Source organism: Rhizobacter sp. SG703 (genome assembly GCF_012275445.1).
GTDB lineage: Bacteria > Pseudomonadota > Gammaproteobacteria > Burkholderiales > Burkholderiaceae_C > Rhizobacter.
Genome location: NZ_JAAZQK010000009.1, coordinates 22661 through 35815, shown reverse-complemented (window position 1 = coordinate 35815; position 13155 = coordinate 22661). Strand labels below are relative to the sequence as shown.

Genomic DNA, 13155 nt, shown 5'->3' with positions numbered 1-13155 from the left:
CAGTCGCTTCGCCCCCAAGGGGCGCCTCCCAGCGGCCCGGCAAAGCCGGTTCAGGGCTGGCGGAACGTCCAGCGGGCGTTGTCCCCGCCGCAATCCCACTGCTGGATCGCGGCGCCGTCCAGCGTCGACACGTTCGTCACGTCCAGGCACTTGTTGCTGTGCGATGCGCGCAGGTAGAAGTAGCCGCCGCCCTGGTCTTCGAGCTTGAACAGCTGGTTCGCACCGCCCGTGCAGGCCCATTGCTGCACCGCCGCGCCGTTCGCGGTGCTGACGCCGGTGATGTCGACGCACTTGCCGCTCGCCACCGAGCGCAGCTGCCACAGCCCATTGCCGTTGTTCTGTACGACCCACTGCTGGTTGCTGCCGCCGCCGTAGCTCCACTGCTGCAGCAACGCGCCATCGGTGGTTGCGCGGTCGCGCACATCGAGCGCGCGGCCGCTGTGCTTCGCGACGATCGCATAGGTCTGGCCGGAGACCGGGCCCGTCGTGGGGTTGGTCGGGGGGTTCGTTGGCGGATTCGTCGGCGGGTTGGTGGGCGTGTTCGTGCCCGTCGAATCCTCGAACTGCAGCCAGTCGAGGTTCGCGACGCCGGCGCCGCCCTTCGCCACCAGGTAGACGTCGTGCACGCCGCTGCTGCGCTGGATCGGCGTCGTGAGCTCCTGGAACGTGGTCCAGCCGCCGGTGTTCGGCACCGTGACGGTGCCGACCTGCGCGCCGGTCGGGCTGTCGAGGTGCAGCTCGATCTGCTTGCCGGCATAGGCCGCGTCCACCGCCAGCCGCAGCTTCAGCCGGTCGACGCCGCTGCCGAAGTCGACGTCGATGTAGCGCAGCCAGTCGCCGGCATCGAAGCTGCCGACGCCGGCCGCGTCGAAGCTGACGCCGCTCTGCGCATAGAAATGCTCGGCTTCGAGCTTGTCGATCGCGCGCCAGTTGCCTTCGTACGGCAGGTTGCGGATCAGGCTGTTCCTGCCGGTCAGCGCGGCCTTGAACACGCCGGTCAGCATCGTGTTGGGCGCCATGTTCTTCTCGACGTCCCAGCTGCGCCACTTCGATTCGATCGTCGCGTACGAATCGGTCGCGACGTTCGGCGTGTTGGCGCCGGCATCGGTGCTGTTGTAGAGCGCCCAGTTGCCGACGTTGGTGCCCTTGTAGGTCCAGCTCGTCCAGTGCCAGCCGGCCGCGTTGTACTTGCCCAGCGCGTACTCCCAGCTGCTCTGCAGGTTGAACAGCATGAACTCGCCGACGTAGTGCGGCACGTTGTACGACAGGTACTGCTTCTCCTGCGCGACCTTGCCGTCGGTGAAGCTCGCCTGCGCCTGGTAGTTCGAATCGTTGCCCCAGTTGTAGTAGTGGAACTCGTAGATCACGTTGGTCCAGCCGTAGTCCGACGGCCGGGTGATCGCGGTCCAGTCCCAGATGCCCTCCATGATCACGATGTGGTTCGGGTCGACCGCGCGGATCTCGTTGTAGAAGCGGTTGTACATGTCGAGCACCGGGCGCGTCGCCGGGCTCGGGTAGTTCAGCGACGGCTCGTTCAGCAGGTCGTAGCCGGCCACCGTCGGCTCGTTGCGAAAGCGCGTGGCCAGCTCGCGCCAGAACGCCAGCGACTGGTTCTGGAAGCTGGTGTTGTTCCACAGCTGGCCCGAGCCGCCGATGCGTCCGCTGTGGTCGGCCCCGTTCTGCGAGCCCGGCGCGCCGTGCAGGTCGAGGATCACGTACAGACGGTACTTCTTCGCCATCGCGACCACCCATTCGATGCGGCGGAAATCGATCTTGCCGGCGGCATCGCGCTTCCAGCTGCCGTCCTCGTTCATGTGGTTCAGGTAGTAGATCGGCAGGCGCACCGCGCTCATGCCGAGCTCGCCCAGCAGCTTGAAGTCCTTCTCCTGCAGGTAGCTGTCCTGGTAGGCGTTGATCAACGCGTCGCGGCCCGCATCGCCGAAGCGCTGGCTCAGCGTCTTGCGCATCGTGTAGTCGTCGCTCGCGCCGGCCAGCGGCGACATCCAGGTCTCGTGCACCTGCCAGCCGCCGAGGTTCACGCCGCGCAGGTAGACCGGGTCGCCGGTGCCGTTCTGGTTGCGCACCAGGCGGCCGTCGACCTTCAGGAAACTGCTGTGGGCGGCGGCAGTGCCGGCCAGCACGAGGGCCGCGAGCGGCAGCAGGGCAAAGCGTGAAAGGAGTTTCATGGTCGGACTGGGGTGTAGAAGTGGAAACGGTTCCAGTCCGTGATTCTTGGGGTATGCGGCGCGCGTCATTTGCGGGTAAACCCTGGATCGGGCGCCGGGGTTGTCACCGCCTGCAACGGCGGGTCGGCGTGGCGTCAGCGCGCCGCCAGACGCATCGCGCCGCTTGCTCCGGGCGTCGTGGTGACCGCGTCGTAGTCCGCAAGCCGCGGATGCGGTGTTTCGATTGGATGCGAGTGCGTGGCCGTGATCACGACGATGGCGGCGCCCGCCGCCTCGGCCGCGGCGATGCCGGCGGGGGCGTCCTCGAAGACGAGGCAGTCAACGGCTGCCACGCCCAGCCGTTGGGCCGCGAGCCGGAAGGCATCGGGCGCCGGCTTGCCGTTCGCCACGTCTTCGGAAGCGACCAGCACCGCCGGCAGCGGCAGGCCGGCGGCCTCGATGCGGCGCCGCGCGAGCGCGCGGGGGGCCGACGTGACGATGGCCCAGCGGTCGGGCGGCAGCCGGCCCAGGAACCGGGCAGCGCCGGCGATCGCCTCGATGCCGGCCACGTCGTCGATCTCCCGGCGCGTGATCTCGTCGGCCTCGGCCTGCACGTCGACGCCGGGCAGCGCGAGCTGGCGGATCGTCTCGACCGCGCGCCGGCCATGGATGGTCGGCAGGAACGCGGCGACATCGAGCCCGTGCCGTGCCGCCCACGCGGCCCAGACCCGTTCGGCCGCCGCGATCGAACTGAGGATCGTGCCGTCCATGTCGAACAGGAAGGCGGCGAAGTGTCGATCGGCGTACGGCAGCGAGGGGGTCATGGGACGCAGGGCTCGTGGAGGAGCCCCCAGGGTAACGCGTGCCGCTACCCCAGCGCGCGCTCCACCAGCGCCTGCTGCTGCCGATGGTGCACCGCCTGCGACGACACCGCGCCCGCCGCCGTCACCGCGCGCGACACCTCGCGCAAGGCCACGCCCGGCGGGCAGGCCTCGGCCAGGTCGTCGCGCACGAAGGCCCAGGCGCCCTGGTTGCGCGTCTCTTCCTGCGCCCATACGAGGTCGCGCAGCTGCGGGTAGCGCTGCAGCACGGCGCGCAGCCCGGCCTGCGGGAACGGGTACAGCTGCTCGAGCCGCACGATCGCCACGTCGGCCAGGCCTTGCGCCACGCGCGCGCAATGCAGGTCGTAGTACAGCTTGCCGCTGCAGACCAGCACCCGCGTCACCCGCGATGCATCGACGCATTCCGCATCGTCGAGCACCGGCTCGAAGCCGCCGGACAGCAGCTCGCCGACCGTCGAGTGCGACGCCGATTCGCCGTACAGCACCGCCTTCGGCGTCATCGCGACCAGCGGCTTGGGCTGTTCGTCGAGTGCCTGCCGGCGCAGCAGGTGGAACCATTGCGCCGAGGTCGACGGGCAGGCCACCCGCAGGTTGTCGCCGCCGCACAGCTGCAGGAAGCGGCCGAGGAAGGCGTTCGAATGCTCCGGCCCGACGCCTTCGTAGCCGTGCGGCAGCAGCAGCGCGAGTGCCGAACGGCAGCCCCACTTCGCTTCGCCGGCGCTGATGTATTGGTCGACGTATACCTGCGCGCCGTTGACGAAGTCGCCGAACTGCGCCTCCCAGATCGTCAGCCCGCGGCCCGCATCCTGAACGCTGTAGCCGTACTCGAAGCCGAGCACGGCCTCTTCCGACAGCACCGAGTTGACGACATCGAAGCGCGCTCCACCGGCATCGATCTGCTGCAGCGGCGTGAAGGTGCCGGGGCCGGTCGCCGCCTGGTTGTGCCAGACGGCCTGGCGGTGCATGAAGGTGCCGCGGCGCACGTCCAGGCCCGACACGCGCACGTCGGTGCCGGCGTCCAGCAGCGAGGCATAGGCCATGTTCTCGGCGAAGCACCAGTCGACGCGGGCCGCGTCGTCGAGCGCCGCATGCGACCACTTCTGCACCAGCGTGTGGATCACCGGATGCAGCTGGAAGCCCGCCGGGAGCGTCGTCATCGCGGTCACGGCGGCCTGCAGGCGCTCGCGCGACCAGGCTGCGCGCGACGGCGCTGCGGCAGCCCGCAGGGCCGGGTCCGCGGGCGTGCTGCCCGAAGGCGCCTTGCCGGAGAACGCCTCGATCGCCACGGCACGCCCGGCGGCGATGTGCGACGCGAGCTCCGCCTCGCTCGCGATGCCGGCCGCCACCAGCGCGGCAGCGTGCACCTCGACGACCGACGGCTTCAGCTCGGCGAGCGGGTACACGCCCGGGCTGGTCAGCGCCGGCACGTCGTGCTCCGAATGGCCGAGCCGGCGGTAGCCGATCAGGTCGATCACGATGTCGGCGCCGAACTGAGCGCGGTACGCGAGTGCGATCTGCGCAGCCCGCAGCAGCTGCTCCGGCGCCTCGGCATTCACGCGCAGCACCGGCGCATCGACCATGCGCGTCACGTCGGTGCAGTAGCGCGCGGCCTGCGCATCCATCGCGTTCGGTTCGGTGAAGCCGAGCTGGTTGTTGATGATCACGTGCACCAGCCCGCCGGTCGAATAGCCGTGCTTCTGCGTCAGCGCCAGCGTCTCCATCACGACGCCCTGCCCCGCGAACGCGGCATCGCCGTGCATCACGATCGCCATCGCGTGGCGGTCGCCATGGCGCGCCTGGCTCGCGCGCGCCATGCCGGCCACCACCGGGTACACGCTCTGCAGGTGCGACGGGTTGTGCGCGAGCGTCAGCCCGATCTCGCCGTGCCGCGTCGCGATGCGGCGGCGGCCGCCCAGGTGGTAGACCAGGTCCAGGTGCTGCTCCGGATCGCGCGCCTGCGGATCGAGGTAGCCCATCGCCTCGGCGGCCGGCAAGCCCAGCAGGTTGACCAGCACGTTGACGCGGCCGCGATGCGGCATGCCCATGAACACCTCGCCGACGCCGTGCGACGCGGCGCGTTCGAGCAGCGCGTCGAGCAGCGGCAGCAGCGCCTCGCAGCCTTCGAGCGAGAAGCGCTTGGCATGCGGAAAGCGCCGCGCGAGGTGGTGTTCCCAGGCCTGCACCCGGATCAGCCGGTCGAGCAGCCCGGTGCCAGGCGGCACAGGCACCGGCACGGCCTCCATCTGCGCCTGCAGCCACGCGCGGCGCGCGTCGTCGCGCACCGCCGAAGCGTCGAGCGCGAGCGGCCCGCAGTACGCGGCCTTCAGGCGCTGGTCGAGCTCGCGTGCATCGCGCGCGCCCAGCCACGGCGTGCCATCGGGCGTCAACGCGTCGGCCGGCGACAGCCCGAAGCGCTGCAGCGACAGGCCCCGCGCGTCGAGCGGCCGCGACACGCCGAGCGGGTCGAGCGCCGCATGGCGGTGCCCGTGCGCGCGGTGCGCCTCGACGAAGCGGTGGATGTCCGGCGTGAGCCGGGCCGGACGCAGGCGTGCGTCCTCGTGAAGCGAAGTGGTCAACATTCCGTCCTCCCTGACAGAAACTGCGGTGAAGTGATCCATGGAGTGAACTGCGCGAACGCGGACGGGTTGGCGCTCTGGTGGCGCCTGCCGTCCGATCGACTGTCTCCTCTCACCCCCGTGCCGCGTGCGGCACGGTCTCGCACATCCCGGAACGTCGGACCGTCAGAGGGCGAACGAGCGGACCACGTCCGTCAGTTGCTTCGCCTGGTCCTGCAGCGCGCGGGCCGATGCCGTGCCCTGCTCGACCATCGCGGCATTGCGCTGCGTGGAATCGTCCATCTGCAGGATCGCGCTGTTGACCTGCTCGATGCCCATGCTCTGCTCGCGGGCCGACGCACTGATCTCGGCCACGATCTCGCTGACGCGCTTGATGCTGCTGACGACCTGCTTCATCGTGACGCCGGCCTGCTCGACCATCTTGCTGCCTTCGTCGACCTGGCTCACCGACGCGTCGATCAGCGACTTGATCTCCTTGGCGGCCGTCGCGCTGCGCTGCGCGAGGCTGCGCACCTCGCTGGCCACCACCGCGAAGCCGCGGCCCTGCTCGCCGGCCCGCGCCGCTTCCACCGCGGCGTTCAGCGCGAGGATGTTGGTCTGGAACGCGATGCCGTCGATCACGCCGATGATGTCGGCGATCTTCTTCGACGAGGTCGAGATCGTGCTCATCGTGTCGATGACCTGGCCGACCACCTGGCCGCCCTGCGTCGCGACGCTCGACGCCGACACCGCCGACTGGTTGGCCTGGCTCGCGTTGTCGGCGCTCAGCTTCACGGCGGACGTGAGCTGCTCCATCGCCGACGCCGTCTGCTCCAGCGCGCTCGCCTGCTGCTCGGTGCGGGCCGACAGGTCGGTGTTGCCCTGCGACACCTCGTGCGCCGCGGTCGAGATGGTGTCGGCGCCGGTGCGCACTTCGGAGACGATGCGGTGCAGGCTGTCGACCATGTGCTGCAGCGCGGTGATCAGCCGACCCACCTCATCCTTGCTCTGGACCCCGACCTGGTAGGTCAGGTTGCCCGCGGCGACCGATTCGGCGAGGTCGATCGCCCTCTGGATAGGGTGGGTGATGGAGCGGGTGATGGTCCAGGCGGTGCCCAGGCCGAGCAGCACGGCCAGGATCGAGGCGCCGATCATCTGCAGCTTCGCGGTGCGCGAGCTGCCCTTGGCGGTCGCCACGTCGTCGAGCATGCTCTGCGACTGGCGGGCCACCATCTTGTCGATCAGCGCGTAATAGCGCGCCTGCGGGGCGGCCATCTCGTCCTGGTAGACGGCCATCGCGTCGTCGCGCTTGCCGGCAGCCATCAGATCGAAGACCTTGCGCACGACCACGCCGTACTCCTTGCGCGCCTTCGATTGCTCCTCGAATTGCGCCTTGTCCTCGTCGGTGTGCAGCAGCTTCTCGAAGTCGGCGAGGTTCTGCGTGTTCGCCGCACGGATCGAGGCGTACTCGTCCATGTACTTCTTCAATTGGTCGGGATTGCCGGCCAGCAGGATGCGGCCGATCGTCACGGCGCCGTGGTCGCCCACCGTCTTGATCTTGTTGGCGAGGGCGATCTGCGCGTAGCGGTCGTCGACCACGCTGTCCATCACCGAACTCAGCCCGTTGAGGACCGAGGTGGCCACCGCGAGGATGACCAGCAGCAGCGCGATGACGACCGAGAAAGCCAGCGCGAGACGCGAACCGATGCGGAGGTTCGACAGATTCATTTTTACTCCCTGATCATTGAGTGGATGTCTCAATGGTGTTGAAACGTTTGCGGCGCAATTCGTGTGAATTGCGTCCCGGTTATCGGCACTGCATTGGCAGGCCTGAGGCCGTTTCAGAGCGTTTCAGGACAATTCAGCCGCAAATTCAGCGCACCCCCCGGCGAATCGACCACAGTGCTCGACATGTCCCACGACACGCACCCGCCCGCGCCCGTGCCGACCACCGCGACGGTGTTCCGGCTGTCGCTGTGGTGCGACGGCGCGCACGTCGGATGGCTGGGCGAAAGCGCCTCCGAATGGGCCATGCTGGTGCCCGACATCCGGCGCGCCTTGCTGCTGCAGGCCTGCCCGTACAACGGCGCCGTCTATTACCGGGCGACGAGCTGGTGCGGGGCCCCTCGGCCTGCGAGCGACATCCCGCGCTACATGGCGGTCAGTGCCGATGCCTGCATCGGCTTCTACAGCTGGGCGAACGCGAGCGGCTTCACGCGCGAGGGCCGGCACCTGGTGGCCGACGACACCGGGCAGAAGCTCGCGTTGCAGTCTGCCCGCAGCGGGGACCTGTGCGCGTGGAACGGCTGCCGCGTGCTGGAGGTCGGCTTCGAGCCGGTCGCGACCGTCGTCAGTGCGCGGTCTCGCGGTTGAACAGCGCGCTGGCCCGCTCGCGCGCGCGCACCGGCACGCTGCCGGCGAGTGCGATGGCGGCGGTGCCGCGCAGCAGGCGGGCGAACACCTCGCGCACGTCGTGCGCCGACGCGGCCTGCAGCCGGGCGAGCCACTCGCCGCTGTCGCGCAGCCGGCCGAACGTGAAGACGTCCTGCACCGCCGATTCGATGCGGCGCGTCGGCTGGTCGAGCGCGCGCAGCGTGCGCACCGCGATCTGGTTGCGGGCGCGCTCCAGGCCGACCGCATCGGTGCCGTCGGCCTGGCGGCGCAGCAGGTCGGCGACGGCCTCGAGGAACTCGTCGGCCTGGGCCGGCGCGGTCGCGGCCTCGATGACGAACTGGCCGGACGACGGCAGGATGTCGGCCGAGCAGGACGCGAAGTACGCCAGGCTGCGACGCTCGCGGATCTCGTCGAGCAGCGGCGAGCTCATGCCCTCGCCGAGCAGCGCGGCGGCCAGCACGCTGTCGACATGGCTGTCGTCGGCGAGCGCCGGGGCCTCGAAGCCGAGCACCGTGTGGCACTGGGCGCTGCCCGACATGCGGCGCAGCTTCAGGCCGCCGTGCCAGTCCGGATGCGGCACCGCGTTCGGCTCGCCGGCGGGCATCGCGGCAAATGCGGCATCGACCGCGCGCACGAAGGCATCGACGTCGACCGGCCCGGCCGCGGCGACGATCACGTTGGCCGCGGTGTACTGGCGCTGCACATAGGACAGCAGGTCGTCGCGGCTGAAGCGCTTCAGGTTGGCACGGTTGCCGATCACCGGCTGGCCGGCCGGGTGCATGCCGTAGCAGGCGCGGTCGAACAGCTGGAAAGCCATCGCGGCCGGGTCTTCCTCGAACTCGGTGAACTCGTGCTCGATGACCTGGCGCTCGCGCTCCAGCTCGTCGGCCGGGAAGGTGCTGTGCAGCACGATGTCGGCGAGCAGGCCGACGAAGGCCGGCACGTCGCGCGGCAGGCCTTCGATGTGGAAGGCGGTGTGGTCCTTGTCGGTGTGGGCATTGACCTCGGCCCCGAGGCGTTCGGCGTCGAGGTTGATGCGCTGGCAGTCGCGCGACTGCGTGCCCTTGAAAGCCATGTGCTCGACGACGTGGCTGATGCCGTTGAGCTGCCGCGATTCGTGCAGGCTGCCGGTGCGGATGAAGACGCTCAGGCTGACCGTCTGCCGCCACGGCATCGGGATCGCGATGGCGCGCAGGCCGTTGGGCAGGGTGGCGAGCTGGGGGGTGGGGGCGGTGGGGTTCATGCTGGGTTGGCATGATGCCGCATCGGGAGATCGGGGGATCGGCGCGAGCAAGGGCTTGGTGCGATGCACCCCCTTTCCGTTCGCGTTGAGCCTGTCGAGACGCCGTGCGGCTCGCCGGCTTCGACAGGCTCAGCCCGAACGGGAGGGGAATCGTGCCCCGCGCCACGCTCTCCGATCAGCCCAGGTGCGCCGCCAACTGGTCGAACGTGCCGCCATAGCCCTGTTCCATCGATGGCCGCAGCTCGTCGAAGAACCGGCGCTCCGCCGCTTCCTCGCCGAATGGCGTGGCCCGCAGGCGCACGGTCGTGGTGCCGTCCTGCTCCGAGAACGTCACCGCGTTCTCGATCTCCATCGGACAGTCCGCGCTGAACGGTGCGCGCGCAATGCCGCCGTGCGCGTTCGCAAACGAGTTGAGCCACACCAGGCGCTCGCCGGCGACGATCTCGCGGTAGTTGAAGCGGCCCCACATCGTCGGCGCGCCGTCGAAATTCATCGCGTAGTGGAAGAAGCCGCCCGGCCTGAATTCGAAGCGGAACACCTCGATCCTGCAGCCGGCGGGACCCCACCACTGCTGCAGTTGCGCCTGCTCGCTCCAGGCCTTCCAGACGGCGGCGCGCGGCTGGCGGAACTCGCGGGTGATCACGAAGCTCCTCGTGTCAGGGTTTGCGGACATGGCGTTTTCCTTTCGGTGAGGGTGTCGGGGTGGAGGTACGTGTTGCAGTGGCCTGCAGCAAGGCATCGAGCCGGTCGAAGCTTGCCTCCCACAGCGAGCGGTAGCTGGCGACCCACTGCGCGACGTCATGCAGCCGTGCCGCTTCGAGCCGGCATGGCCGTGTCTGCGCGGCACGGCTGCGGCTGATCAGCCCGGCGCGCTCCAGCACCTTCAGGTGCTTCGAGATCGCCGGCTGCGACAGCGCGAACGGCTCGGCCAGTTCGTTGACGGTTGCCTCGCCCGACGCCAGCCGCGCCAGCATCGCGCGGCGCGTCGGGTCGGCCAGCGCGGCAAAGGTCAGGTCGAGCGAATCGGAAACCGCCGCCGAACCCGTCGAAGAACCCATCGCATAGCCTTGTCTTTATATAACCGAATGGAAATATAAAGACCAGTCCGCCGCCTGTCAACCCGGCACCGGCCGGGCCCCGGCGTGCTCAGCGCAGCGCGTTCCCCATCACCGACAACGCGTTGAGGCTGCGCACCGCCTCGTGCACCGTGCCGCAGGCCACCGAGATCGTCTCGGCATCCTCGCGCCGCACCGCGGGCCACAGCGCGAAGGCATCGGCCAGCGCCGGCGTCTGGCATTGCACGCGCAAGGTCGGCGCGCCCGGCAGCCGCCACGGCGCAGGCGGCTTCGTGGCCAGCGACTGCACCGCCTCGCGCGAAGCCGCTTCGATCGCCGCGCGCGACTGCGCCGGCGACAGCGAACGGCCGCTGCGCGCACCCTCGGACCACTTGACGACGGTGGCGGCGGTGCCGGGCAGCAGCGCGGCGGCCTCGGCCGCCATCACGTCGCAACCGCTGGCCATCAGCACCGGCACGCCGAACTCGCCGGCCAGGGCTGCATACAGCCCGATCTCGCCAAGCTCCAATCCTCCCAGCCAGACCCGCGCGAACGCGAAGCTGCTCGTCGTGTGGGCCAGCACGCCGCGGCTCTTCGCGCGCGAATGCCAGCCGATCATCAGCACGCCGTCGACGCCCTGGTCGACGCCGGCCATCATGCCGAGCTGGCGCGGCTTGCCCTGGATCAGCTGCGCCCGCGGGTCGATCTCGTCGGCCAGCAGGTTGCCGAAATGGCCATGCGAATCGTTCACCAGCACCGTGCCGGCACCGCCGGCGAAGGCGCCGCGCACCGCCGCGTCGGCCTCCTGCGTCATCCAGCGCCGGGCGCGTTCGTAGTCGCCGTTGCCGGCCTGCGTCTGCTCGGGCCGCCACACGCCGGCCACGCCTTCGATGTCCACGGCCACCAGGATCGTCGGGGTCTTCATGTCTGCTCCATCAGCGCCGGCCAGTCCGGCGCGAGTTCGGTCAATGCGTGGCGCGTGCGGCCATCGCGGCCGCGCACCGTGGTGGCCGCGAACAGCGCATGCACGATGGCCTGCTCGGTGGCTTCGGCCGCGGCCTGGAACACGCCGTCGAGCGCCGCTTCGTGCAGCATCGCGACGGCCGGCATCGGCTCGTCGGCTTGTTGCGGCACGCGCCACGCGGTGCTGAACGCGAGCGCGATGTCGCCGCTGCCATGCCCGTAGTCGGAGCCGGTGCGCGCGAGGCCAGCCGCTGCGCGGCGCGCGACGCGGCCCAGTTGCCGCGCATCCAACGGTGCGTCGGTCGCGAGCAGCACGATGATCGAGCCGCGCTCCGGTCCGGCGTCGGCTTCGGCAACCATTCGCGCCTGCAACGGCGCGCCGATGCGGCGGCCGGCGATCGTCAGCGCCTCGGGCCGCCCGTGGTTCGCGAGCACCAGCGCGCCCACCGTCGACTCGCGCCCTTGCCACGCCACCCGGCGCGACGCGCTGCCGATGCCGCCCTTCAACCCATGGCACGACATGCCGCGCCCGGCGCCGACACTGCCTTGTTCGAAGCTCCCCTGCCCGGCCTGCTGCGCCGCGTGCGCCGCTGCCAGCGCCTGCGCCACATGCGACTCCTGCAGCGCCAGCGTGCGCGCATCGTTCAGCCAGCCGTCGTTGCATTCGAACACCAGCGGGTTCAGCGTCGGCAGGCTGCGCGCCAGTTCGGCGTTGCGCGCCAGCGCATCGCGCACCAGCGCCGTCGCCGCGGTGCCGACCGCCAGCGTGCTGACCAGCGCGATCGGCGATTCGAGCGTGCCGAGCTCCTGCACCTGCATCAGCCCGATGCTCTTGCCGAAGCCGTTGATCACCGCCAGCCCCGCCGGCAGCTTGTGCAGGAACAGGTTGCCCGGTTGCGGCAGCAGCACGGTGGCGCCGGTCTGCGTCGCGCCGCCGTCCAGCGTGCAATGGCCGAGCGCGACGCCGGCCACGTCGGTGATCGCATCGAGCGCCCCGGCAGGCAGCGTGCCGACGCGCGGTGCGCCGAGCGCTGACAGCCGCATCAGAACTTGTCCAGTTTCGGGTCCAGCGCGTCGCGCAGGCCGTCGCCCAGCAGGTTGAACGCCAGCACGGTGACGAAGATCGCGAGGCTCGGGAACAGCGCGACGTGCGGCGCGTTCAGCATGTCGGCGCGCGCTTCGTTCAGCATCGCGCCCCACTCCGGCGTCGGCGGCTGCGCGCCGAGACCGAGGAAGGACAGGCTCGCCGCGGTGATGATCGACGTGCCGATGCGCATCGTCAGGTACACCACCACCGACGCCACGGTGCCGGGCAGCAGGTGGCGCACCATGATCACGGTGTCCGATGCGCCGATGGAGCGCACCGCCTCGATGTAGGTCTGGTGCTTCAGCGACAGCACGTTGCCGCGCACCAGCCGCGCGAAGGCCGGCACGCTGAACACCGCGACCGCGAGGATCACGTTGACCATGCCGTTGCCGAGGATCGCGACGATGCCGATGGCCAGCAGGATGCCGGGGAATGCGAACAGCACGTCGGCCATGCGCATCACGATGCGGTCCCACCAGCCCTGGTAGTAGCCGGCCAGCAGCCCGAGCAGCGTGCCGATCACCGCGCCGGCGGCCACCGAGATGAAGCCGGCGGCCAGCGAGATGCGCGCTCCTATCAGGATGCGGCTGAAGATGTCGCGCCCGAGCGAGTCGACGCCGAACCAGTGCTTCGCCGACGGCGGCGTGTTCAGCGCGTCGTAGTCGAAGAAGTTCTCGGCATCGAAGGGCACGATCCACGGCGCGAGCGCCGCGACCAGCACCAGCAGCAGCACGAACACGCCGGCCACCAGCGCGACCTTCTGGCGCTTGAACTTGCGCCAGAACTCGGAGGCCGGCGTGCGCACGGCATCGGCGGTGGGCGCGGGAGTGACGGGGGCGGGTGTGTTCACT

General features: G+C 70.0%; 11 protein-coding genes. 1 reads left to right on the top strand and 10 read right to left on the bottom strand.

Annotation, left to right across the window (positions count from 1 at the left end):
- Window positions 1-50 precede the first annotated feature (50 nt).
- From FHT26_RS19565 to FHT26_RS30400, 4 genes are all read right to left on the bottom strand, one after another.
- Window positions 51-2186 carry an RICIN domain-containing protein gene (locus FHT26_RS19565; RefSeq protein ID WP_168561792.1) on the bottom strand — a complete coding sequence of 712 codons (2136 nt, stop codon included), beginning with the start codon at window positions 2184-2186 and terminating at the stop codon, window positions 51-53.
- Between the two features lie 134 nt (window positions 2187-2320).
- Window positions 2321-2989, bottom strand: a complete 669-nt coding sequence (locus FHT26_RS19560) for an HAD-IA family hydrolase (RefSeq protein ID WP_168561791.1) — start codon at window positions 2987-2989, stop codon at window positions 2321-2323.
- 44 nt (window positions 2990-3033) lie between these two features.
- Window positions 3034-5586: a 2-oxoglutarate dehydrogenase E1 component gene (locus FHT26_RS19555; RefSeq protein ID WP_168561790.1), complete on the bottom strand. Its 2553-nt coding sequence runs from the start codon at window positions 5584-5586 to the stop codon at window positions 3034-3036.
- Between the two features lie 162 nt (window positions 5587-5748).
- Window positions 5749-7290: a methyl-accepting chemotaxis protein gene (locus FHT26_RS30400; protein WP_168561789.1), complete on the bottom strand. Its 1542-nt coding sequence runs from the start codon at window positions 7288-7290 to the stop codon at window positions 5749-5751.
- Window positions 7291-7473: 183 nt separating this feature from the next.
- Here FHT26_RS30400 and FHT26_RS19545 point away from each other — a divergent pair, with 183 nt between their 5' ends.
- Window positions 7474-7935, top strand: a complete 462-nt coding sequence (locus tag FHT26_RS19545; RefSeq protein ID WP_168561788.1) for a hypothetical protein — start codon at window positions 7474-7476, stop codon at window positions 7933-7935.
- On the opposite strand, the gene FHT26_RS19540 is transcribed toward FHT26_RS19545, so the two are convergent.
- The 6 genes from FHT26_RS19540 to gsiD all read right to left on the bottom strand — a co-directional run bounded on the left by FHT26_RS19540 (window position 7913) and on the right by gsiD (window position 13154).
- A complete protein-coding gene (locus tag FHT26_RS19540) occupies window positions 7913-9199 on the bottom strand; it encodes a M16 family metallopeptidase (protein WP_168561787.1) in 1287 nt (428 codons plus the stop codon). The two genes, FHT26_RS19545 and FHT26_RS19540, sit on opposite strands and share 23 nt — an antisense overlap.
- 175 nt (window positions 9200-9374) lie before the next feature.
- Window positions 9375-9872: an SRPBCC family protein gene (locus tag FHT26_RS19535; RefSeq protein ID WP_168561786.1), complete on the bottom strand. Its 498-nt coding sequence runs from the start codon at window positions 9870-9872 to the stop codon at window positions 9375-9377.
- Window positions 9856-10257 (bottom strand): ArsR/SmtB family transcription factor, encoded by a 402-nt coding sequence (locus FHT26_RS19530; protein ID WP_168561785.1) that lies wholly within the window; start codon window positions 10255-10257, stop codon window positions 9856-9858. The genes FHT26_RS19535 and FHT26_RS19530 overlap by 17 nt, the downstream gene beginning before the upstream one ends.
- Before the next feature lie 88 nt (window positions 10258-10345).
- A complete protein-coding gene (locus FHT26_RS19525; RefSeq protein WP_168561784.1) occupies window positions 10346-11179 on the bottom strand; it encodes a M55 family metallopeptidase in 834 nt (277 codons plus the stop codon).
- Window positions 11176-12261 (bottom strand): P1 family peptidase, encoded by a 1086-nt coding sequence (locus tag FHT26_RS19520; protein ID WP_168561783.1) that lies wholly within the window; start codon window positions 12259-12261, stop codon window positions 11176-11178. Before FHT26_RS19520 ends, FHT26_RS19525 begins: the two co-directional genes overlap by 4 nt.
- Complete coding sequence (gene gsiD / locus FHT26_RS19515) at window positions 12261-13154, bottom strand: glutathione ABC transporter permease GsiD (RefSeq protein ID WP_168561782.1); 894 nt, start codon at window positions 13152-13154, stop codon at window positions 12261-12263. The genes FHT26_RS19520 and gsiD overlap by 1 nt, the downstream gene beginning before the upstream one ends.
- Between the last annotated feature and the right edge of the window lies 1 nt (window position 13155).